This window comes from Luteibacter rhizovicinus DSM 16549 (genome assembly GCF_001887595.1).
GTDB lineage: Bacteria > Pseudomonadota > Gammaproteobacteria > Xanthomonadales > Rhodanobacteraceae > Luteibacter > Luteibacter rhizovicinus.
In genome coordinates, this window is record NZ_CP017480.1 from 1,206,723 (window position 1) to 1,228,751 (window position 22,029).

Genomic DNA, 22,029 nt, shown 5'->3' on the forward strand with positions numbered 1-22,029 from the left:
GGAGTACCATGCGCAGCATGGATTCCCAGAAAACCACCCATTTCGGCTTCCGCGACGTTCCCCTGGCCGACAAGCAGAAACTTGTCGGCCAGGTGTTCACCTCCGTGGCGCGTAACTACGACCTGATGAACGACCTCATGTCGTTCGGCGTCCACCGTCTGTGGAAGCGCCACTTCGTCGCCGTCAGCGGCGTCCGTCGTGGCGACCGCGTCCTCGATCTCGCCGGCGGCACGGGCGATATCGCCGCCCTGCTCAAGCCGGTCGTGGGTGAGGAAGGCGAGGTGGTGGTGGGCGACATCAACGCCGCCATGCTCGGCGTCGGACGCGACCGCCTCACCGATCGTGGCCTCGTTGCCGGATTGCGCTGGGCACAGATGAACGCGGAAATGCTGCCGTTCCCGGACAACAGCTTCGACGCCGTCACGATCGCCTTCGGCCTGCGCAATGTCACCGACAAGGACAAGGCGCTGGCGGACATGCACCGCATCCTCAAGCCCGGTGGCCGCGCCCTGGTGCTGGAGTTCTCCAAGGTGCAGAGCCCGCTCCTGTCGAAGCTCTACGACGTGCACTCGTTCAAGATCCTGCCGCGCCTGGGCAAGCTCTTTGCCGGTGACGCCGACAGCTATCAGTACCTGGCCGAGTCCATTCGCAAGCACCCTGACCAGGACACCCTGAAGGGCATGATGCTCAACGCCGGCTTCGGGCACGTGGAAGTCCGCAACCTGACCAGTGGGATCGTCGCGATCCATCGGGCCTACAAGCTCTGACGGGGGTGGCATACTTGGGGCTCTCCTTCCATCGGATGATCCCCTCGATGCGTCTGCTCCCCGTCCTTGCCCTCACCATGGCGTTCCCCGTCGTGGCCTTCGCCGCCGACCCCCATTCCTACGCCCAGCCCGCCGTCGTCAAGGTCACCCACCTCGACCTCGACCTGAAGCTGGACTTCGGCAAGCGCGAGCTAGCGGGCAATGCCACGCTGAAGCTCGACTGGAAGGACGCCAAGGCGAAGGACCTCGTGCTCGACACGCGCGACCTGAAGATCGCCAGCGTCGACGCCGTGGACGGTTCGGGCAAGGCCACCCCGCTGAAGTTCGCCCTCGCCCCGCGCGACAAGGAACTCGGCTCGAAGCTGACCATCGAAGCGCCGGCCCATCCGGCCAGCGTGCGTATCGCCTATACGACGGTGCCCGAGGCCTCCGGCCTGCAGTGGCTCACGCCGGACCAGACGGCCGACAAGAAGCAGCCCTTCATGTTCTCGCAGTCCGAGTCGATCCATGCGCGCTCCTGGGTGCCGCTGCAGGACTCGCCTGCCATCCGTTTCACCTACGACGCGCACGTCGCCGCGCCGAAGGATGTGCGCGTGGTGATGAGCGCGATCAATGATGCGAAGCATCCGCTCAACGGCGACTTTACCTTCGACCAGCCGCATCCGATTCCGTCGTACCTGCTGGCGATTTCCGCCGGCGATATCGCCGTGAAGGAAACCGGTCCGCGTAGCGCCGTCTATGCCGAGCCCAGCGTGGTTGGCAAGGCCGCGCACGAATTCGAAGACACCGAAAAGCTGATCGCCACCACCGAAAAGCTTTACGGCCCCTACGCATGGGGCCGTTACGACATCCTCGTTCTGCCGCCGTCGTTTCCCTTCGGCGGCATGGAAAACCCGAACATGACCTTCGCCACGCCGACCGTGCTGGTTGGCGACAAGAGCCTGGTCTCGTTGGTGTCGCATGAGCTCGCACACTCGTGGTCCGGCAACCTGGTGACCAGCGCCGCGTGGCGCGACATCTGGTTGAACGAAGGTTTCACCACCTACGTCCAGGGCCGTATCACCGAGGCCGTCTACGGCAAGACGCTCGCCGACGAGGAAGCGCTGCTCTCCGCGCGCGAACTGCAGAAGACCATCGGCGACATGCCGGTCAATTCGCAGAAGCTCACGCCGGACGCGCGCGGCGTCGGCGCCGACGACTCGCTGTCCGCGGTCGCCTACGACAAGGGCTCGTGGTTCCTGCGCACGCTGGAACAGCGCTTCGGCCGCGAGACCTTCGATGCCTACCTGAAGGGCTATTTCGCACACTTCGCCTTCCAGAGCATCGATACCGACACGATGTTCGCGTACCTCAAGACCAACCTGCTCGATAAGTACCCGGGCAAGATGAGCGAGGCCGAGGCACGCGCGTGGATCTGGCAGCCGGGCATCCCGAAGGTCGCGCCGCTGCCCACGTCCGCCCGCTTCGACGGCATCGACAAGGAGCGCACCGACTTCCTCGCCGGCAAGCTGTCGGCGGACAAGCTCGATGCGAAGACCTGGAACACCCAGGAGTGGATGTACTTCCTCGATCGCATGCCGGATGTCATGCCACTGGCGAAGGTCAAGGAAATCGATGCCGCCTGGCACCTCACCGGTACGCCGAACGCGGAGATCGGCATGCGCTGGTATGCGCACGCCATCGCCGCCGGCGACAAGGACGTATGGACCGCCGCTGCCGAACACATGACCCGTATCGGTCGCCTGTACCTGACCACGCCGGTGTACCGCGCGTTTGCGCGCACCCCGGAAGGCCTGGCCTTTGCTAAAGAAACCTACGCCAAGGCGAAAGGCGGCTATCACCCGATGACCCAACAGGCCGTCGAAGCCATCCTCGCCGGCAAGTCGAAGAAGAAGTAAGCGCAGCATGGCCAAGATTCCGACTCCCGGTTCCACCGACAGCCGTCCGCTCTGGCAGCGGCTGCTCCTTCGCCGTCTCAAGTTCCTCGTCGTCGTCGCCCTCGTGCTCGGCATCGGCGCGGGCGGCGTCTACCTGATCGCCCCGTCGCTCCTGCTCAAGGCCGACGCGGCGCGTCTTGCCATGTCCGCCCACATGGAGAAGAAAACGATCGTCGCCGGTGATACGACCTGGTCGTATTACGAAGGCGGCAGCGGGCCGACGATCGTGCTGCTGCACGGCTTCGCGGCGAACAAGGAGACCTGGCTGACCATGGCCAAGGGCCTGACCGATCACTTCCGCGTAATCGCTCCCGACCTCCCGGGCTGGGGCGAGTCGTCGCGCAATGAAGGCGGCGACTACGGCATCCCGGCACAGGCCGCACGCCTGGAAGCGTTCGCCACCGCGGTCGGCGCCCAGCACTTCCTGCTTGTCGGTCACTCGATGGGCGGCGCGATTGCCGGTGTCTACGCCGATCAGCATCCTGAGCGAGTGGCGAGCCTCGTGCTGTCGAGTTCGCTCGGCCTGACATTCAAGGAGAACGATTTCGTTCGTGACGTGAAGGCCGGCAAGGACCCGTTCCTGCTCAAGGATCGCGCGGACCTGGAAGCCCTGCTTGGCCGCATCTTCCTGGTCAAGCCGAACATTCCGGGTCGCCTCGAAGACGCCCTGCTCGCACGCAACCAGCAGGACCACGACTTCATCGCGCACACGTTCGAACAGCTCAAGGAGCCCGCGCAGGCCTACTCGCTGGATCCGGTGATCGGCAAGCTGTCGATGCCGGTGCTCGGCCTCTGGTGCCGCGAGGACAAGATCATCGATGTCTCCGCACTGGACACGCTGCGCAACGGCCTGAAGAGCTCACCTTCGATCGGCGCGACCATCATGAATGGCTGCAACCACATGCCGATGCTGGAGAAGCCGGAAGAAACGGCGAAGATCATCACCGGCTTCGCGCTGGCGCATTGATTCACCGTGACATGGAGGCGGCCCGTGTGGCCGCCTCAGTCGGCGACGTCGGCCACCAACCTGTCCAGCTGCATCTTCAGCCCGCTGCCGTGCGTGCGTAACCATGCACGCTGTTCCTTGTAATCGGGGAACACGGTTTCGACCCAATGCCAGAAGCGCGGCGAGTGGTTGCGCACCTTCAGGTGGCACAACTCATGGACGAGTACGTAGCGCAGGGCCGCCGGCGGCGCCAGGGCCAGCGCAAGATCGAGGTTGATCCGATCGCGCGTATCCAGGCTGCCCCAGAGGCTTTTCAGCGGGCGCACCTTGAGCGCGGTCGGCGCGGCGTTGATCACGGGGATGTACGCCGGCAGCCAGCGTGAGACGTCACGGCGAATCTGCGCTTCGAAGGTCGTCGCGAGCAAACCGCGGGCCACCATCAGTGCGCGCGTATGCGGTTTCGGAATCACCAGCGTGAGACCTCCCGCGTGCTGATCGACACGCGGATAGGCGCCTTCCGCCCAGTCCAGCGCGACCTCTTCACCACGAAAGGGGAACGAGGTCGGCACGCCGACCTTGAGCGCAGGCAGCGGCGTGGCGTCCAGGTGGAACTCACCGAGTTTCTGTTCCAGCCAGTCGGCGTGATGGCGAAGAAACGCGGCCATCTGCGCCGTGTGCGTCCCGTTCGGATAGGTGAGGCGAGCGCCCTTGGGCGTCACCGTCAGGCGCAACCGCCGCGCGCGCGGATGCGCCGATTTGAGCACGCGAATGGTGCCGCCCGTCGGGGTCGACAGTTCCAGCCATTCGCTTTCTTCAGATGCCATGTCGCGAGTCTCTGGTCGATCCCGACGAACTTGCCACCAAGCCATATCGAATCCTGCGACGCGGCCGCTCCGGCGTTACTCCGGCCGCGGCAGCTTGAACCACTCTTCCAGCTTGCCCAGTAGCCGCTCGTACTCGAGTGCCATCAGGGCGAAGTTTGCGTCCGCTTCCGCGGCGGCCGACTCGGGGCTGTCCGCCTGTCCGTCGAGCACCACGTCCGTGAACTTGATTTTACGCAGGATCAGATCTTCCCCGAGCACGAACGAGATGCGGTCGTCGAAGACCAAACCCAACTGGAACACCTGCTTTCCGGTGCGCAGGTGCTCACGAATCTCATCGGTGTCGAGATCCTGGCGGCGGCAGCGAGCGATGGCGCCCGATGCGGTGGCCGGGTCACGCAGCTCGCATTCGTCACCCAGGACCAGGCCGGCCGGGAGCTCGCCCGTGGCCACCCAATGGGTCATCAGGATGCGGGGGGACTCTTCAGGCGCCAGGGGCACCGCCGGGAAGCTGCCCAGGGCCTCGCGAACCTGGCTCAGGGTGTTCTCGGCCGATTTGCGACTGGAGGTATCGAGCACCAGCCAGCCGTGCTTCTTGTCGACATAGCCGGACATGCGCGAGGTGCGCACGAAAGCACGCGGCAGCAACTCGTTCATGACGTCGTCCTTCATGCGCTTGCGCTCGCGACCGCTGACCTTGCGGCCCTCTTCGTCGACGATCTTCTGCACGCGATTGGCGATCTCGTCGTTCACGACAGCCGACGGCAGGAGCTTATCCTCACTGCCCACCGTGACCATGGTGTTGCGGCCCACGTTATGGACCAGCGCTTCCTCGTTGCGGCCGAGCGGCGAGATAAAACCGCGGGTCGACATTTCCATCGGGCCGACCGGGCGCAGGCGATGCTCGGGCAGCGCCTCTTCGAGGCGGTCGAGATCGGTGGCGACGGGAGCGGAGAAGCGGAACAGCGTCAGGTTTCGAAAAAACATGTATCGGGATATCTCTTGCGAATGGAGGGCCGTGGCGAACGGCAAGCGTTCGCCGGCGAAGGTGGCAATGGACGGCTAGATGACCCTGGCGATCGCCTCGGCGACGCGGTCGAGATTGCCGTCGTTGAGCGCGGCCACGCAGATGCGACCCGTGCCCACGGCGTAGATGCCGAACTCCGCGCGCAGGCGATCCACCTGCGCGGACGAGAGACCGGAATAAGAAAACATGCCGCGCTGCGCTTCGATGAAGCCGAAGTCGCCGTGCGCGGCGAGGCGTTGCGTCAGTCCACGTCGCATCGTGCGGATACGCTCGCGCATTTCGCCCAGCTCGGCTTCCCAGGTGGCGCGCAGGTCGTCGTGGTTGAGCACGGCGGCGACCACGGCGGCGCCATGCGTCGGCGGGTTGGAGTAGTTCGTGCGAATGACGCGCTTGAGCTGCGACTGCACACGAACCGCCTCGTCATGCGAGTCGGTGACGATCGACAGCGCGCCGACGCGTTCGCCGTACAACGAGAACGACTTCGAGAACGAGCTGGCGACGAAGAACGGCACGCGCGCTTCGGCGAACAGGCGCACGGCGATCGCGTCGGCCTCGATCCCATCGCCAAAACCCTGGTAGGCGATGTCGAGGAAGGGGACGAGGCCGTGCTCGCGCACGCTTTCGATCACGCGCTTCCAGTCCTCGGTACCGAGGTCGACACCCGTCGGGTTATGGCAGCACGCGTGCAGGACGACGATCGCGCCCTTCGGCAGCTTCGCCAGGCCGCCGAGCATGGCCTCGACATCCACACCATGCGTGGCGGCGTCGTAATACGGGTATTCCACGACCTGGAAGCCCGCACCCTCGAACAGCGCGCGATGGTTTTCCCAACTCGGGTTGCTGATGGCGACCGGCACCGAGGGGTTCAGGCGATGCAGGAAGTCCGCGCCGATCTTCAGTGCGCCGGTACCGCCGAGGGCCTGTGCGGTGACGACGCGACGCTCGGCAAGCAGCGGCGAAGCAGCGCCGAAAAGCAGCTTCTGTACGGCGGCGTCGTAAAGCGCGATGCCATCGATGGGCAGGTAACCGCGCGGCAGCTGGGCTTCCAGGCGCGCTTTCTCGGCTTCGCGCACGGCGCGCAGCAGGGGTACATGGCCGTTGGCGTCGTAGTACACGCCGACGCCGAGATTGACTTTGTCCGGACGCGTATCGGCGCCGAAGGCTTCGTTCAGGCCAAGGATCGGGTCGCGCGGAGCGAGTTCGACAGCGGAGAAGAGGGTCATGGTCGGCAGGCCTTGAAGCGGAGTTTTAGATGATTAGTCGTTGTCGTTGTCGTCGCCGGCGTCGCCACCGGCAAGCCAGGCATGGGTGTCGGCGCGCGCCGCGCCCTCGCGTGCACCGAGCGCCGCGAAGTCGAACAGTTTGCGATCGGTGAGTTGCGACGGCGCGATATTGCCCATCGCGCGGAAAATCGTCTCGCTACGGCCCGGGTTGGATTTCTCCCAGTCCTCGAGCATGCGCTTGACCACCTTGCGCTGCATGTTCTCCTGCGAGCCGCAAAGATTGCAGGGGATGATCGGAAAGGCGCGCGCATCCGCGTAAGCGGCAATATCGTCTTCGCGGCAGTAGGCCAGCGGGCGGATCACCACATGGCGGCCGTCGTCCGAGAGCAGCTTGGGCGGCATCGCCTTCAGGCTGCCCTGGTAAAACATGTTCAGGAAGAAGGTGCCGAGGATATCGTCGCGATGGTGGCCAAGCGCGATCTTGGTGATCCCGTTGTCCGACGCCCACTGGTAAAGCGCGCCGCGACGCATGCGCGAGCACAGGCTGCACATCGTCTTGCCCTGCGGGATCACGCGAGTGACGACGCTGTACGTGTCCTGCTCGATGATGTGGAACGGGATGCTCCGCTCCGCGAGGTACTCCGGAAGCACGTGCGCAGGGAAATCCGGCTGTTTCTGGTCGAGATTCACCGCGATCAACTCGAAACGGACGGGCGCCTTCGCCTGGAGCGAAAGCAGCATGTCCAGCATCGTGTAGGAGTCCTTGCCGCCGGAGAGGCAGACCATGATCCGGTCGCCGTCCTCGATCATGCCGTAGTCGGCGATCGCCTGGCCGACCTGGCGGCGCAGGCGTTTGGCCAGCTTGCCGGCTTCGTAGCTCTGCTTGCGGGTGGCATCGGGGATGGCGGACATGCGTTGGCGGTGTTCGGGAGGGACGGCCTCCTATTGTAGCCGCTGCGGGGGACCCCGCCGGGAGTTACACTTGCGCCTTCTCTTCCCGCCCGGCCATCGCCATGCAGGTCCCGGATCCCGCTGAACTGAACAAACGGCTGTCCGAGCTCAAGGTCGAGCACCGCGACCTCGACGCCGCCATCGACCACCTGGCCGCCTCCATCAGCCGGGACGAGCTCCAGCTCACCCGCCTGAAAAAGCGCAAGCTGCTGTTGAAAGACGCCATTTCCCGGATCGAAAGCCGCCTGATCCCCGACCTCGACGCCTGAGACCCGCTTCATGACGCCTGTCCGCCTCGAAAACGCCTACGTCACCCTCGAACCGATGACCCTGGCGCATATTCCCGCGCTGGAGCAGGCCGCCGCCGACGGCAACCTGTGGGATCTCTGGTTCACCTCGGTCCCCGGCCCCGGGCGCATGACGGACTACGTCGAATCCGCCCTGCGCGGCCAGGAAGAGGGCCGCATGTCACCCTGGGTGGTACGTGAGAACGAGACTGGCCAGGTGGTCGGCTCGACCCGCTACTACGAGATCGAAGACGATCCGTCCCGCGTCGCCATCGGTTACACCTGGTATGCGCGCCGCTGGCAGCGCAGCCACGTCAACACGGCCTGCAAACACCTGCTGCTGGATAACGCCTTCCAGAACGTCGGCGTCGTCGCGGTCACGTTCCATACGGACGCCTACAACCAGGATTCCCAGCGCGCCATCGAAAAGCTGGGTGCCAAACGTGAAGGCGTGCTCCGTGCCAACAAGCGGCGCTCCGACGGCTCGCTCCGCGATACCGTCTGCTACAGCATCCTGTCCACCGAGTGGCCGGACGTGGACAAGTGGCTGCAGCTGCGGCTCATGCGGCTGGCTCCGCCGCCGGCCTGAGACCCGGCCTCCCCCCCGATCGTCGCCCTTAGCGGGCGGCGACAGCGTCAGGATGCGACGGATGGACGATCAAGGTCGCCGTCATGCCTGCCGACAACACCGTGCCCGCCGGCAGATGGTCTGCGTCGATCTTCACGCGCACCGGGACACGCTGTGCCAGACGCACCCAGTTGAAGGTCGGATTCACGTCGGCGAGTAAGTCGCTACCGGTCGGATTGTCGGCATCGGTAATACCGCGGGCGATGCTTTCCACCGAGCCCTTGAACTGCACACCGCCGCTCATGAGGCGGATATCGACGGGATCGCCGATGCGCAGCCCTGGCAACTTGGTTTCCTCGAAGTAGCCGTAGATCCAGTAAGAATGGCTGTCGATCAAGGCAAGACGCGGCGTCCCGGCGTTCGCGTAGTCACCCACGCGCACATCGAGGTTGGTCACGAAGCCATCCACCGGAGCGAGCACTTCCGTACGATCCAGGTTGAGCTGCGCCGAGGCGAGTTCGACCTGCGCCTGCGCCACGGCCGCCAGTGACTGCTGCTGGGCCGCACTCGCCTGCTTCGTGCTGGCCAGCGTCTGCTGCCAGCCGGCCTTGGCTGCGTTCGCGGCGGCGGCGGCGTTTGCCTTGTCTTCGGCCGAAATCACGTTGTTGATGAGCTTCTGTCGGCGCTCGGACTGCGCCTGGTACATCTCGTAGTTCGCCTTGCTCTGTTCGGCGCCCGCCGAAGCGGCGTTGATGCTGGCGCCGGCGGCACGGGCGGCCGCCTCGGCGGCGTTGAGGTTCGCCTTGGCCTGTGCCACCGCATTTTCGTAGCGTGCCCGATCGACGACAAAGAGGATGTCGCCCTTCTTCACCGTCTGGTTGTCGATCACCCGTACGTCGGTGACCAGTCCCGCCACGTCGGGCGCGATGCGCACGATCTCCGCGCGCACACGGCCATCGCGCGTCCACGGCGAATACATGTAGTGCTTCCACATGGTATGCCCGACCAGGGCCGCGACAAGCACGACGATCGCGGTGACGGCGAAGCGGATGAGGGTCGACAGTTTCATGACGGGATCACTCAGAGCAGGAAGAGCGCGCAAGCGCCGAAGACACAGACGAACACAGCCAGGCGAAACAGCGGCGGATGCCAGACGAGGCGATAGAGACCGAAGCGGCCCGCCACCCAGTCCAGCGCCCAGAGCAAAAGCAGCGCCAGGACAAAGAGGACGAGCAGCCCCGGAACGAGGGCGTCGCCGAGTGCGATCTCACGAGGCATGGACGATCTCCTTGGCAAGCGGCGCGTTTGGCATGTAGGCAGCGAGGACGGATTCACCGTCGAGCAGCGCCATGCGGACGAGGTGAAGGTGGTCGAGCAGGTGGCGTACGCCCTCGTGCTCGCCGACGCTCGCGATTGCCGTTGCGACGGCGTCGCGCGCCAGCAGGTAACCGGGGGCGTCTGGCTTTTCGTAGAAGCGGGCCAGGGTACGCAGCGCCTCGGTGAGGTAAGGACGCAGCGTCGTCGGCAAGTCCGCGCGCGCCATGTCGTGGCGCAGCTCGATGAGCGCGCGACCGGTCTCGTGGACCGCCAGCGCCCAGGCGATCAGGGCGCGCGAATCCGCACTGCCCGGCTCCGTCTGCGCGACCACCTGGCTGACGAGGTCGTGGTTCACGCTCTCGAACCGATGACGGAGGCCTGGCAGCGGTGCTTCCGCGGCGAGCGCAACCTGTCCACGCAGCCGCGCGAGCTGGCGCCGACGCAGCCATGCGCTGCCGATCGCAGGCGGGATGACCACGAAGGACACAGCGGCCGCGCCAAGCCCGACGACCTGGGCAATCGCATCGTTGATGAAGTGCGCCGGGTCGTAGACCTGCACGTTCTTCAACGCGAGAATGTACGCCAGGCCCATCGCCCAGCCGAGACCATACGAGGCGAGACGCTTGCTCATCATCATGACCAGCCCTATCGCCAGGAAGGGCGCGATGCCGATGACCAGCAACGGGTAGCCGTCTACCTGGGTCAGTACGAAGAACTCGCAGACAAAGGCTGCTGCCATGCCGGAGAGGTAGCCGAGCATGACCATCCAGGTCACACGTGTCGGATTGGGAATGGTCGCGAACAGGCCGGCGAACACGGTGGCGAGCAACATGGCACTGGAGCCGAGCGGCCACGCGCTGCAGATCCAGAAGGCGCCGAGGGCGAGCATCGTCAGGGTGGTGCGCAGGGTGGCGAGACCGGCACCGAGGAAATCGTTACCGCGATCGAAACGCACGCGTTCGCCCGAGGCGGCGATGACACGCGGCGCCTGTAGCGATGCCGCGGCGTCGACATACGCGTAAAGCTCGTCGACGAAACGCAGCAGCAAGGAGGCGCCGGTATCGAAGTCGCGGATGTCCTGCGTGTCGGTCAGCGAGGCGCGTAACGGCGACCGCTGCGCACGCAGGCTCTCGCGAGCCGTCGCCAGCCGTGGCAGCAACTCGCGCGCCACTACGCCGGCATCGATCGGCGCATCGAGCGCGGCACCGATGGGTGCATACAGCCGGACCAGCGTGTCGGCAGCGAGGTCGCGGTGAGCGCGCTTGAGTCGATTGATGAGGTGATGCAGCGACTGGAAGCTGGTCGAGGCCGCCATGAAGCGTTGGTTGAACAGACGCAGGTGGCCGCTGCGGGCACGCGCCTCGGCATCTTCGAAAATCACCGAGCTGCGCAGATCCTCGAACGTCACGGCGTCACGGACAAAGCGCAGGTGTGCATTCTCCATGGTCTCGCGCGCCATGCGGCCACGGGTGCTGTCGCGCACGAAGGCGACGAAGTGCGAGAACTGCTCGCGCGCGGCGCGGCGCAGCACATCGCGCATGCGGCTGGGGAAGACCACGTCGTTGACGACGCCACTGACGGCGAGACCGAGCAACACCTCGCTGATGCGAGCCCATGAGGAATCGAAGACACCGGGCGGATTGTCGATCACGGGGATCGCGACGATCGCCGCGGTATAGCCACCCAGGACGAAGGCGTACGACTTGAAATTGCGGTACAGCGTGGCTCCGCCCGCGCACAGGCCGATCCACAGGGAGAGCGCAACGAGGAAAAGATCCCGCTGCTGCGGGAACGACGCGACGATGGCGATGGCCGCCGTGGCCCCGGCCAGCGTTCCGATGGCCCGGTAGAAGCTCTTCGCCAGCACCATGCCCGACTGCCGGTTCGCCACGATGACCGTGGTCAGCATGGCGGTCGACGGCGCCGGCAAAGCGAAGCGCATGGCCAGCCAGCCGGTCAGGAAGAATGCGATCAGCGTCTTCACGACGAACAGCCACACGGAGGCCTCCTCGCGCAGCGTCTCGACGACGACCTGGCGGGTGGCGGGTGGTGTGATGGCGAGATCGGACGCGGACATGAGGGGTGCTTCTTACTCGCCGTACCCGGCGAGCATCTTCTTCAGCAGGACCTCGAGCTGGGCCTGTTCGGTGGCATCCAGCTTGCGGGTCTGCCGGAACAGAAGGCTGACGATATCGGGGAGGAAGCTTTCGATCAGCGCGATACCTTCGGGGGTCAGCGTCAGCGTGACCTTGCGCCGATCGTCTTCGCTGGAGGCGCGCGCGATGTAGCCCTTCTCACAGAGCTGCGTGGTCAGCCGGGTCACGTTGGCCGACTTTTCGCCAGCGGCATCGGCCAGTTGCGAGGGATTGAGCGCGTTATCCGGCGAGCCGTACATCATCATCAGGATGTTGTACTCAGGATGATTGAGCCCGTAGGGCTTCATCACCGCGTTGGCTTCGTCGTGGATCTCCTTGTAGAGATGCTTGATCAGCCGGACAAGCGCCGCCGGGTCGCGCGGGAAGCCCGGATATTTCGAGCGCGTGACCTGTAGCCGAGCTTCGGTGGGGGCGAAATCACTCATGAGGGCGTCCTGTCGGCGGATTGCCTCATAAGTATATAGTTCATTTCTGTATTATCAATACCTGTTGCATTCTTGGAATAGCAGCCTATTCGCCCCTAAGTTGTCGCCAGCGCTTAAGCCCAGCACTTGACCCTTAAAGACGCCAATTACCCTTAAGACGCGCAGTGAACACCTTTTTCGGGCTTTAACCGGGGCATTTCGCGGGCAGCCAGGTGCGCCTAGCCCATTACCGTTCACCCAACCCCGCCCGCGGTGGCCTATCCCACGCACCCCCTTTTCAGGCATGAGCTGGCCCTGGACGCGCTGGCAGTCGCGCAAGTCGGACGCAAGGACGTCGGCTTGCCACGTGAAGGGCCAGCCCGATTGCTGTCAGATCCAACGAAACTCGCTCATCGCCACTCCCGCTGTGAGCCGGTTAGACGCAGTATTCGACTCAAGGGCCACCGGGGATAGAGGGCGGACGGGCTTACCCGCATTTTCGGCACACATTTCTCCGTCAACTGGGCGCCGGCAAGGAACCGGTGCGGCGATGCGGGGCCTCGGAAGGCTGTGTCGAAGCTGCCCGGCCGCGGAGCGAAGCGCGAAAACAGCCGAACCAATGGATTAGATCGTTAGGCGTATTGCCGGTGCCCTGCGAGGGCAGGACCCTCAGGCGTCGATCGGCCGACGGCCGCTCGCTCTGGGTACCGGAGGCATCGCGCATGTCCGTTCGCGAGATCGAGATCCGTATCGAACGCGCAGACGATGCCCTGTGGCGTCTCGACATGCGCCTCACCGACCCCGACAACGACCTCGAAAACGTCCTGGTGGACCGGGCGGATATCTCGATCGACGTGGACGCGCTGGCGCGCGAGACGGATCGTGACGCCTACGGGAAGCGGCTGTCGGCCATGCTGTTCGGTGTCTCGGATGCCGACCCGGTGGGCGTGGCATTCCGAGACGCGCGCAGGGCGACCGGTGGCGACGAGGCGCTTCGCGTGCGGCTTTCCATCGCCGCTGATGCTTCGCCCCTGCATGGCCTGCGTTGGGAAACGCTGCGCGATCCCGGCGACGGATCCCGCCTCCTCGTGCAGGACAACTTCTGGTTTTCCCGCTTCCTTGCCGTGCACGATGTCCGTTACCGGCCGGCGACACGACATCGGGGCTTCGACGCGCTCGTGGTCGTGGCGAATCCCACGGATATCGAGAGCAAGTGGCGTCTTCCCGCGATCCCGCGCGACGACGTCGTGGCGCGAGCCCGAGCCGCGGTGGCGAGTGCCGCGCGCGACTCGATGGTCGACATGCGTTGCCATGTCCTCGAGGGACAGGCATCGCTGACGAACCTGCGCGACGCGCTGACCTGGCTGGACATCGACATCCTCTACCTTGTATGCCACGGCGCGTTCGCACAGGGAAGTCCGCGCCTCCTGCTGGAAGGAAGCGACGGTACGGGACAATCCGTATCCGGCGCGGCCTTCGTGGAATGCGTGCGCGATATCGAGCGGCGTCCCCGGCTGGTCCTCCTCGCTTCGTGCGAAGGCGCCGGCGCGATGGACGACGAGGAACACGAAGGTGCCCTAGCCGCCGTCGGTCCCAGTCTTGCCGCGGCCGGTATCCCCGCGGTGGTCGCCATGCAGGGAACGATCAGCATGGCGTCGTCCGACCGCTTCATGCCACGCCTTCTCGCGGAGCTCTCGCGATCGGGCCGTGTCGACCGGGCGATGTCGGTGGGCCGGGCTTCGATCCGCGAAGAGGACGATTGGTGGATGCCCGTCCTGTTCATGCGCCTGAAAAGCGGCCGTCTCTGGCAGGGCATGCGTGGCGACGCGGAAGACCTGGACGTCGTGGAAGCGGTGGCCGCCGACATGGAGATCGGGCAGTGCGTTCCGGTCCTCGGCCCGGGACTGATCGAGCCGTTATTCGGCTCGTCGCGCGATATCGCACAACGCTGGGCCGAGCGCTACGCATTCCCTCTCGCACCCGGCGATCGCGACGACCTGGCCCAGGTGGCCCAATACCTCACTTACCGGCAGAGCAGGAACATGGCGCTGGGCGAGCTGCGCAAGGAGCTCGTCGCGCGCATCCGCGAAACCTACGCGGACGACCTGCGCCGGATCGAAGCCGCGACCGGCGAGAAACTGCTCGGCGCACCGGTGCTCCCGGGTCTCCTCGACAGCCTGGTACGCCACGTGGGAAAGGTCGAGCGCGACCGCAATCCAAGGGATCCGCACCGGCTCCTTGCCGCGATGCCTTTCCCCGTCTTCATCAACGCGAACAGGGACAACCTTCTTTGCGATGCGCTGGAGGAGGCGGGAAAGAAGCCGCACGTCGCCATGTGCACCTGGGTGAAGGAGCGCACTCGGGACAACAAGGAGACCCTTCGCTACGTCAAGTTCGGCGAACCGCTGCCGCCCGACTTCGAGCCCAGCGAGCAGACGCCGCTTATCTTCCACGTCTTCGGCAACCTCGCCGACCAGAACAGCATCGTGCTGACGGAAGACGACTACTTCGATTTCCTTATCGCCGTGACGGCCACGCGGGCCGTATCGGGATTGCGCGTTCCGTCGGTGGTCACAAACGCGCTGTCGGGCTCGGGACTGATGCTGCTCGGCTTCCAGCCCGACGACTGGGGCCTGCGCGTGCTCCTGCGCGGGGTGCTGATCCGTTCGGGCGCGCCGGCCAGCCAGGGCAGCGTGCGCGTCGCCGTGCAGATGGCCTTCGACGAGGGGGTCAGCCTGAACCCCGAACGGGCCGCGCAATACGTGGCCAAATATTTCGATGCGAACTTCGATACCCGCGTCTTCTGGGGTTCGGCAAGCGATTTCGTCGACCGACTCGCGGATGTCTGGGCACGTCGTTCGACGGCGGCCGTCGCATGAACGCGCAGGCCGGGCAGGTTGTCGAGGCGGAAGTCGTCACCGCCAACCCCTTCGTCGGGCCGATGCCTATCCGCGAAGGCCAGCCCATCTACGGGCGATCCCGCGAGATACGCGAGCTTGCGGAACTGCTAGTCAGCGAGCGCGTGGTGGTGCTGATGTCGCAGTCCGGGGCGGGTAAGACATCGTTGATCCATGCGGGGCTGCTTCCGCTGCTGCGCTCGCGCGCGCGCAACCGGTTTCGTCCCCTGCCTACCGTCCGCCTCGCGCATGCGTCCGCAGCGGGCGAAGGTAACATCTATGTCGATACGGTCCTCCGGCAGCTCGAGGCAGAGCGGCCCGTGGAGGAGCAGTGGCCGGCCGAGCGGCTTGCCAGGCACAGCCTCACGTCGTATGTCGTCGAGCGCTATGAGGCGGAAAAGGACCTGCTCCTGCTGGTGCTCGACCAGTTCGAGGAACTCTTCACGCTGCACCGGTCGGATACCGACGCCAAGCATGCGTTCATCCGCCAGCTGAGCGATCTGCTGGCGGGCGTGGACGAGGAGGACGATCACGACGGGGAGGACGGCGCGGAGGGTGGACGGGCAGGCGCTTCGGTACCGGTCGTCTGGACCTTGATCTCGATGCGCGAGGATTTCCTCGCCGAACTCGAGCCGTTGCGCGCGCACATGCCCACCGGCCTCGCGTTTCGCTACCGCCTGCTGCCGCTGGATCGCGACGCCGCCGCCCAGGCCATCTGCGGCCCGGCCGCCGGACGCATCACGCAGGCTGCGGCATATTGGCTGGCCGACGACCTACGTGCGATGGGAGCGGGCGGGACCGCGGACGCGCCCGATACGGCACGCCGGCTCGGTCGTTATGTGGAACCGATGCTCCTTCAGGTCAGTTGCCTGCGCCTGTGGGACAAGGTCGTCCTCGGCGAATCCCGTGCCGTGGAGGTCGGCGACATCGGCGGTGGCGGCGAGCACAGCGGAAAGAGCGGCCAGGTGGACGCGGCACTCGGCAGCTTCTACGCGGCAGCCGTCGAGACCTCCGCCAAGACCAGCGGGGCCAGCCAGCGCGCGCTGCGCGATTTCGTCGAGAGCCAGCTGATCACGCCTTCCGGGCTGCGCGCGCGCCCGCGCCGCGATCCCTACCTTTCACCGTCGACGAACACGGCGATCGACCTGCTCGAAGGCCGCCACCTGCTGCGGATCGAAACTGACGAAGGAGGGCAGATCGTCGAACTGGTGCACGATCGCCTCATCGCGCCGATCCGCGCCGACAACGCGGCATGGCGAAACGGGAACCTCTCTGTCATCCAAAAGGCGGCGGCGCTCTGGGCAGGCGCCGACCGTCCCCGCGAGATGCTGCTGTACGGCGACAACCTCGACCGCGGCATCGCCCAGGCGGAGGCTCCGGCCGGTCCCGATGGCTTGAGTATCACCGAGCGCGCCTTCGTCAAGGCATCGATAGACGAGCGGAACCGGTTGCGCCGCGACAGGCTCATGCGGCGTGCGCTGATCGGCGTCTGTTTTGTGCTGACCGTGTTGTGCCTCGCGATCGCATGGTTCTACCGCGAAGTGCAGATGGTCCGGCTCAACCACATCGGTGCCGAATTGCGCAGCTACGGCCGGGTGGAGGCCAACGACGAACTCCTGGACGTTGCCCGGAAGGACGCGTCCGACCTGGTCGACGGCACGATGATCGAAGTACTCGGCGGGCAGGCTCCCGCCTTGTCCACGCTGGCAAGGCATGGCGGCATCGTGCGGGCCGTGGCGTTCACCCCGGACGGAAGGCAGGTTCTTTCCGCCGGTTGGGACAGGACATTGCGTGTCGCGTCGTTTCCCGATCGCGCGGGCGAGCCCGGCGCGACCGCCAACCCGTCCGGCATCAATGCCATGGCGGTGCAGCCAGGCGGAAACATCGTGGTCCTAGGCGACAATGACGGCACGGTTTCGTTCTGGCGCAGGGAGGGAAACGCAGCCACGCTGCTCCATCGAAGCAAGATAGCCGGCAGGGCCGTCACCGCGGTCGCGTTCAACGACGATGGCTCGCTCCTTGCCATGGCGACCGCGGACAAACGCCTGCTCCTGCAACCGGTGGCGCCCGATGGCACGCCCGGACAGGAAGAAGTCGTCGATGCCAGGACGGTTCATCATTCGTCGATCTATCGCATCGCGTTCGTGCCAGGAACTTCCGGGAAGCTGATCTCGGGAGACTGGAACGGGCATCTTGTCCTGTGGTCGCGCGATGCGACGAAGGGCGAGACGGACATGGAGCGAAAGCTCGAGGTCGCTCCCGGCGAAAGCGAGGCGACACGCTCGATGGCCGTCAGTCCGGATGGGCGCTGGCTGGCGGTGGGCGACGATCATGGCGTCCTGCGGCTCTGGGACCTGGCCGATGCCTCGCAGATGGAAGGCCGTAAGCCGGGCAAGGTGACGGACCATCAGAGCTGGGTCAATGCCGTGGCGTTCTCCCCGGACGGAAAGATCCTCGTGTCGGCAGGGCAGGACGAAGCCCTCAAACGCTACGATTTCAACCCCGCGGCGGCGACCGTCGAGGATGCCGTGGTCTCGGCGACGGAGGTCGGCGGATGGGGCGAGAAGCTCTACAGCATCGCGTTCGATCCCGCGAATGCGAAACGCCTCGCCGTCGGCGGAAGCCGTTACGTACGCGCCGTCGACATCGATGGCGTGAATGCCTTGACCACACGATTCGACACGTCCGGCACGAAGCCGCCGCGCGATGTCGCCTCGTCGGGTGAATGGGTCGTCGCGTTGCGCCAGGATGGAAGTGCGGTAGACGTGTGGCGCCGCCGGAACGGCGCACTGCTGGCGCAGCCGGCCTTGCCGCTGGCATCGCCGGCAAGCCGGATCGCATTCGATGGAAAGGGAGCGCGTCTTGCGATCCTCGGCGAATCGCACGATCGGGTCGATATCCTCGCCTGGCCCGGAGGAACGCTCACCGCCACCGCGCCGGCGACCAGATCGACCAGCTGTGCATCCTCCGGTTCCGGGACTCCCGCCTCCCTCGCCTTCAGCCGCGAAGGCGATTACCTGGCCACGCTGGACTATGGCGCGGTGACCATCCGGTCGACGAAAGACTGGAAATCGATTTCCACGCCGCTGTGCGGTGTCAGAGCAATAGCCGTCGGTGAAAAACAGCTGGCATACACCCGCACCCTCGCCAACTCGGAAGCGGTGGGACTTGTGCCGCTCGACAATCCGGTGCGGAACGTGGAATGGACCTTTTCCAGCGATGCGCCGGTCAACGCATTGGTTTTCAGCCCCGGAGGCGAGTGGCTGATCGCAGGTACGAACGATGGCAGGGTCTGGGGATGGGCACGCAAGGGCGAGGGGTACAACGGGAATGCGTATGAGATCTCCTCGCTGCACCATAACGGCATCAGCCAGCTGGCTTACCTGCCCGACCCCGCCGGGAAATCGCATTCACGCTACCTCCTGCTTGCGGCGGACACCGACGGTGTCCTGGGCGTGTGCCGCGGAAATTTCGCGGGCGGAAGGTCCGAAGCCTCACGCCCGCAGTGCGGCAAGGTCATGGACCTCCCGGCCGGCGTACGCAGGCTCAGCGCCGTGGACGACCAGGTGATCGTCGTCACCGACCATCTCTACACCATGAACCTCGACCACAGAACGATGTTTGATCGCGCCGATCGGCTTTCATGGTGCAAGGGTATGAATCATGGTGTGTGCAGCGAGGACGACAGCCAATGACGAACCTTTCGGTCAACGGCATCGACGGCAGCAGCGGCGATTACCTGCTGCCGGATGCCACCGTGAAAAGCGTCGCCCGGCTGGCGCGGGGCGAGCCATCCGCGGCGCCCACGGACGATCGGAAGATGGCGTCGCTGCGCACGACGAAGCGTCACCTCGGTCTCACCCTGGATTTGCAGGACCTCGCCGAGGCGGGCTGGGGCGTGGTCTTCCATCGCGAAGCGGATCCCGCGGTGCGCGAGGCTCTGGCGCCGTTGCTCGCCCTTCGACGGTCGCAGGCCGGCGACCGTTACCGCGAATACACGGGGGACGCAGGCTTCTCGGGCGAGGAATCGGTATCGACCTGGCTGGGCCAGCCTCCCCGGCAGAAGGCCCTCGGTACCGTCGATCCGAGGAAGGTGCCTTATTACCTCCTGCTGATCGGCGGGCCGGATGCCATTCCCTTCGCCTTCCAGTACGTACTCAACGTGACCTACGCCGTCGGCAGGCTGGCGTTCGACACGCCGGCCGATTACGCGCGACACGCCTTGGCGATCGTCGCGCACGAGACGCTACGCGCACCGTCTCGTCGGCGCATGGCCTTCTTCGGAACGAGCCATCCCTTCGACGCCGCCACCGAACTCAGTTCCGGCAAGCTCGTCGAGCCCCTGCTCGCCGAGTTGAAAGCGAACGGTGGGAAGGAGTGGGCGTTCGATGCCATGCTCCGCGAGAAGGCGACAAAGGCCAACTTCGCCTCCTTGCTGAAAGCGGGAACCGCCCCCTCGTTGCTGTTCACTGCGACGCACGGCATGGGCTATCCCAACGGACATGCGAACCAGCGCGCATGGCAAGGGGCCCTGTTGTGCCAGGACTGGCCGGGAAAGCTCCGTTCGCGTGGGCCCGTGGATCCTTCGATGTTCTATTCCGGCGACGACGTGGGCGATACGACGTCCGTGGAGGGTGGCATCGTCTTCAGCTTCGCGTGCTACGGCGGCGGCACCCCCCGCGTGGACGATTATCCCGCACCCGATGGCGGCGTGGTGAAGCAGATCGCGCCCGCACCCTTCGTCGCGCGGCTTCCGCAGCAGCTGCTTGCCGCGGCGGGCGGCCCGGCGCTCGCCATGGTGGCTCACGTGGAGCGGGCATGGAGCTGTTCGTTCACCACGACGGAAGCGGGGGCGGATATCACCTCGTTCCGCACCACGTTCGGCGAACTGATGGCCGGTGCGACCCTAGGCAGCGCGATGGACGCCTTTCGCGAGCGCTTCGCCCAGGAGTCCGGCATGTTGGCGTCCCGGCTGGACGATATCCGGCTCGACGCACATGTGTCGGACGACGACCTTGCCTCCAACTGGACGGCGCAACGCGACGCCAGGAGCTTCGTCCTGTTCGGCGACCCCGCCGTTCGTCTGCATGTCTGACCTCGACCCTCGGAGTACGCGGCGATGCCCATCGAACAGGTACCGACACACGATGCCAGCTACTACCTCGTCTGCTTCGACAAGCATGGCGACGAGCGCAAGGAAGATGGCCGGCTCTTCAGCGAGGAGGTGCTTCGTGCCGTGCGGGACGAAGACATCACCGATATCTTCGTGATGTCCCATGGCTGGAAGGGCGACGTTCCCGCGGCGCGCGACCAGTACGGTCGCTGGATCGGCGCCATGCTCGCCAACGTGGACGATATCGCGGCGATGAAGGCGGGCCGGCCTGGTTTCAAAGCGCTGTTCGTGGGCCTTCACTGGCCGAGCCTGCCGTGGGGCGCCGAAGACATCGGTGCGCCTGTCGCGTTCGCTTTCGACGGTGACGAAGAGCGGAGCATCGTCGACGACGCGGTGGATGCCCTCGTCGATACGCCCACGGCGCGCGAGGCACTCGCCGTGATCTTCGAACACGCAGCACTACCCGGCAATCCTCCCGACATCCCGAACGCGGTGCGCCAGGCCTATCTTCAGTTGAATGCCGAACTCGACCTGGGTTCGGGCGAGTTGGCCGGCGCGCCGGACGAAGACCGCGCACCGTTCGATCCGGACAAGGCGTATCGCAACGCGAAGAGCGATGTGATCAGTTTCGGTGGCGGATTCGGCAAGGCCCTCCTGAACCCGCTCGTGCAGCTGTCGTTCTGGACCATGAAGAAGCGTGCGCGCGAAGTCGGCGAAGGGGGCATCGCAACCTTCGTTCGCGCGATCACGAAGGCGGCTTCCCCCGAAGCGGGGCTGCACCTCATGGGACATAGCTTCGGCTGCATCGTGGTGGCTGCCGCCGCCGGCCATGGCGCCGAGTTGCCCAAGCCGGTCAGTTCCATGGTGTTGGTGCAGGGTGCGCTTTCGCTATGGTCGTTCGCGCCGCAGATCGACCTGGACGGAGGCAAGCCGGGGTATTTCAGCGCGCTGTCCGGGAAGATCGCGGGGCCGATCGTCACGACCCAGTCGAGCCACGACTCGGCGGTCGGCAAGCTCTATCCGCTCGCCGCAGGCATCGCGGGCCAGGTCGCCATGGATGTCCCGGACCTCCCCCGCTACGGCGCGGTCGGCACCTTTGGCGCCCAGGGCCTGCAGCCCGATGCCATCGGCATGGACATGCCGGCCCTCGGACTGGCTCATGAGTACGAGCGAAACCGCGTCTACAACCTGGATGCGTCCAGTTTCATATGCGAGGGCGACGGTCTGGGCGGGGCGCATAACGACATCGCGAAGCCCGAGGTGGCCCATGCCGTATGGAAGGCAGCTGCTGCGGGCCGGGGGTGATTCCTGAGAGGTTGCCACGGGGCGACCTTCTGTCGAACATGTGATATGTGTCGCATTATGGCGACGAGGCCAAGGGCATGGGCCGGTCATCGCGCCGGGGTCTGCATGATCCCACCTGGTACGCCCGCGCCGGTCATGTATGGACCGCCCCCGTCCTACAAGGACCGTAGTTTGTTTTGACGAAAAGCAGTTTGCACAAATGTATCCGGCCTCTCGCGAGTCAGCCACTTTTGGTGACCAGGCCATGATGAGATTCGCACGCACCGTTCCTAATAAACTGTTCGGGCTGAAGGCCCGCTTTTTTGCCAGG

General features: G+C 65.4%; 17 protein-coding genes. 9 read left to right on the plus strand and 8 right to left on the minus strand.

Going from position 1 to position 22,029, the window contains the following annotated elements:
• Positions 1–17 precede the first annotated feature (17 nt).
• From ubiE to BJI69_RS05545, 3 genes are read left to right on the plus strand one after another with little or no spacing between them, the layout of a single operon-like run.
• Positions 18–767 carry a bifunctional demethylmenaquinone methyltransferase/2-methoxy-6-polyprenyl-1,4-benzoquinol methylase UbiE gene (ubiE, locus tag BJI69_RS05535; protein ID WP_046966556.1) on the plus strand — a complete coding sequence of 250 codons (750 nt, stop codon included), beginning with the start codon at positions 18–20 and terminating at the stop codon, positions 765–767.
• 47 nt (positions 768–814) lie between these two features.
• Entirely contained in the window at positions 815–2,665 is a 1,851-nt protein-coding gene (locus tag BJI69_RS05540; RefSeq protein ID WP_046966516.1) for a M1 family metallopeptidase, read from the plus strand.
• A gap of 7 nt (positions 2,666–2,672) precedes the next feature.
• Positions 2,673–3,671 (plus strand): alpha/beta fold hydrolase, encoded by a 999-nt coding sequence (locus BJI69_RS05545; protein ID WP_125902990.1) that lies wholly within the window; start codon positions 2,673–2,675, stop codon positions 3,669–3,671.
• Positions 3,672–3,706: 35 nt separating this feature from the next.
• Here BJI69_RS05545 and BJI69_RS05550 read toward each other — a convergent pair whose 3' ends face one another.
• From BJI69_RS05550 to ttcA, 4 genes are all read right to left on the minus strand, one after another.
• Complete coding sequence (locus BJI69_RS05550) at positions 3,707–4,474, minus strand: M48 family metallopeptidase (RefSeq protein ID WP_046966515.1); 768 nt, start codon at positions 4,472–4,474, stop codon at positions 3,707–3,709.
• A gap of 75 nt (positions 4,475–4,549) precedes the next feature.
• Positions 4,550–5,458, minus strand: a complete 909-nt coding sequence (locus BJI69_RS05555; protein ID WP_046966514.1) for a recombination-associated protein RdgC — start codon at positions 5,456–5,458, stop codon at positions 4,550–4,552.
• 75 nt (positions 5,459–5,533) lie between these two features.
• Positions 5,534–6,721 carry an amino acid aminotransferase gene (locus tag BJI69_RS05560; RefSeq protein WP_046966513.1) on the minus strand — a complete coding sequence of 396 codons (1,188 nt, stop codon included), beginning with the start codon at positions 6,719–6,721 and terminating at the stop codon, positions 5,534–5,536.
• Between the two features lie 33 nt (positions 6,722–6,754).
• The gene (gene ttcA, locus BJI69_RS05565; RefSeq protein ID WP_046966512.1) at positions 6,755–7,633 is read right to left on the minus strand and encodes a tRNA 2-thiocytidine(32) synthetase TtcA; all 879 of its coding nucleotides are present in this window, start codon (positions 7,631–7,633) and stop codon (positions 6,755–6,757) included.
• 101 nt (positions 7,634–7,734) lie between these two features.
• On the opposite strand from ttcA, the gene BJI69_RS05570 reads away from it, so the two are divergent.
• A complete protein-coding gene (locus tag BJI69_RS05570; protein WP_046966511.1) occupies positions 7,735–7,941 on the plus strand; it encodes a YdcH family protein in 207 nt (68 codons plus the stop codon).
• Between the two features lie 10 nt (positions 7,942–7,951).
• Positions 7,952–8,548 (plus strand): GNAT family N-acetyltransferase, encoded by a 597-nt coding sequence (locus BJI69_RS05575; protein WP_046966510.1) that lies wholly within the window; start codon positions 7,952–7,954, stop codon positions 8,546–8,548.
• A 28-nt stretch (positions 8,549–8,576) separates the two neighbouring features.
• On the opposite strand, the gene BJI69_RS05580 is transcribed toward BJI69_RS05575, so the two are convergent.
• The 4 genes from BJI69_RS05580 to BJI69_RS05595 are packed head-to-tail and all read right to left on the minus strand — an operon-like array spanning position 8,577 to position 12,425.
• Positions 8,577–9,596: an HlyD family secretion protein gene (locus BJI69_RS05580; RefSeq protein ID WP_046966509.1), complete on the minus strand. Its 1,020-nt coding sequence runs from the start codon at positions 9,594–9,596 to the stop codon at positions 8,577–8,579.
• An 11-nt stretch (positions 9,597–9,607) separates the two neighbouring features.
• Positions 9,608–9,805, minus strand: coding sequence for a DUF1656 domain-containing protein (locus BJI69_RS05585; protein ID WP_046966508.1), 198 nt, complete (start codon positions 9,803–9,805; stop codon positions 9,608–9,610).
• A complete protein-coding gene (locus BJI69_RS05590; protein WP_046966507.1) occupies positions 9,795–11,921 on the minus strand; it encodes an FUSC family protein in 2,127 nt (708 codons plus the stop codon). Before BJI69_RS05590 ends, BJI69_RS05585 begins: the two co-directional genes overlap by 11 nt.
• A gap of 12 nt (positions 11,922–11,933) precedes the next feature.
• A complete protein-coding gene (locus BJI69_RS05595; RefSeq protein WP_046966506.1) occupies positions 11,934–12,425 on the minus strand; it encodes a MarR family winged helix-turn-helix transcriptional regulator in 492 nt (163 codons plus the stop codon).
• A 701-nt stretch (positions 12,426–13,126) separates the two neighbouring features.
• Here BJI69_RS05595 and BJI69_RS05600 point away from each other — a divergent pair.
• Genes BJI69_RS05600 through BJI69_RS05615 form a run of 4 tightly spaced genes read left to right on the plus strand, consistent with a single transcriptional unit; the run spans position 13,127 to position 21,719 of the window.
• Positions 13,127–15,283, plus strand: coding sequence for a CHAT domain-containing protein (locus tag BJI69_RS05600; RefSeq protein ID WP_046966505.1), 2,157 nt, complete (start codon positions 13,127–13,129; stop codon positions 15,281–15,283).
• Positions 15,280–18,996 (plus strand): nSTAND1 domain-containing NTPase, encoded by a 3,717-nt coding sequence (locus BJI69_RS05605; protein ID WP_046966504.1) that lies wholly within the window; start codon positions 15,280–15,282, stop codon positions 18,994–18,996. The genes BJI69_RS05600 and BJI69_RS05605 overlap by 4 nt, the downstream gene beginning before the upstream one ends.
• On the plus strand, positions 18,993–20,396 hold the full coding sequence (locus BJI69_RS05610; RefSeq protein ID WP_046966503.1) for a C25 family cysteine peptidase: 1,404 nt from the start codon (positions 18,993–18,995) through the stop codon (positions 20,394–20,396). Before BJI69_RS05605 ends, BJI69_RS05610 begins: the two co-directional genes overlap by 4 nt.
• A 24-nt stretch (positions 20,397–20,420) precedes the next feature.
• Positions 20,421–21,719: a hypothetical protein gene (locus BJI69_RS05615; protein ID WP_046966502.1), complete on the plus strand. Its 1,299-nt coding sequence runs from the start codon at positions 20,421–20,423 to the stop codon at positions 21,717–21,719.
• Positions 21,720–22,029 lie beyond the last annotated feature (310 nt).

Excerpts from the sequence above, each read along its gene's own strand:
- ubiE (WP_046966556.1), top strand. The coding sequence starts at position 18 with ATGGATTCCCAGAAAACCACCCATTTCGGCTTCCGCGACGTTCCCCTG.
- BJI69_RS05540 (WP_046966516.1), top strand. The coding sequence starts at position 815 with ATGCGTCTGCTCCCCGTCCTTGCCCTCACCATGGCGTTCCCCGTCGTG.
- BJI69_RS05545 (WP_125902990.1), top strand. The coding sequence starts at position 2,673 with ATGGCCAAGATTCCGACTCCCGGTTCCACCGACAGCCGTCCGCTCTGG.
- BJI69_RS05550 (WP_046966515.1), bottom strand. The coding sequence starts at position 4,474 with ATGGCATCTGAAGAAAGCGAATGGCTGGAACTGTCGACCCCGACGGGC.
- BJI69_RS05555 (WP_046966514.1), bottom strand. The coding sequence starts at position 5,458 with ATGTTTTTTCGAAACCTGACGCTGTTCCGCTTCTCCGCTCCCGTCGCC.
- BJI69_RS05560 (WP_046966513.1), bottom strand. The coding sequence starts at position 6,721 with ATGACCCTCTTCTCCGCTGTCGAACTCGCTCCGCGCGACCCGATCCTT.
- ttcA (WP_046966512.1), bottom strand. The coding sequence starts at position 7,633 with ATGTCCGCCATCCCCGATGCCACCCGCAAGCAGAGCTACGAAGCCGGC.
- BJI69_RS05570 (WP_046966511.1), top strand. The coding sequence starts at position 7,735 with ATGCAGGTCCCGGATCCCGCTGAACTGAACAAACGGCTGTCCGAGCTC.
- BJI69_RS05575 (WP_046966510.1), top strand. The coding sequence starts at position 7,952 with ATGACGCCTGTCCGCCTCGAAAACGCCTACGTCACCCTCGAACCGATG.
- BJI69_RS05580 (WP_046966509.1), bottom strand. The coding sequence starts at position 9,596 with ATGAAACTGTCGACCCTCATCCGCTTCGCCGTCACCGCGATCGTCGTG.
- BJI69_RS05585 (WP_046966508.1), bottom strand. The coding sequence starts at position 9,805 with ATGCCTCGTGAGATCGCACTCGGCGACGCCCTCGTTCCGGGGCTGCTC.
- BJI69_RS05590 (WP_046966507.1), bottom strand. The coding sequence starts at position 11,921 with ATGTCCGCGTCCGATCTCGCCATCACACCACCCGCCACCCGCCAGGTC.
- BJI69_RS05595 (WP_046966506.1), bottom strand. The coding sequence starts at position 12,425 with ATGAGTGATTTCGCCCCCACCGAAGCTCGGCTACAGGTCACGCGCTCG.
- BJI69_RS05600 (WP_046966505.1), top strand. The coding sequence starts at position 13,127 with ATGTCCGTTCGCGAGATCGAGATCCGTATCGAACGCGCAGACGATGCC.
- BJI69_RS05605 (WP_046966504.1), top strand. The coding sequence starts at position 15,280 with ATGAACGCGCAGGCCGGGCAGGTTGTCGAGGCGGAAGTCGTCACCGCC.
- BJI69_RS05610 (WP_046966503.1), top strand. The coding sequence starts at position 18,993 with ATGACGAACCTTTCGGTCAACGGCATCGACGGCAGCAGCGGCGATTAC.
- BJI69_RS05615 (WP_046966502.1), top strand. The coding sequence starts at position 20,421 with ATGCCCATCGAACAGGTACCGACACACGATGCCAGCTACTACCTCGTC.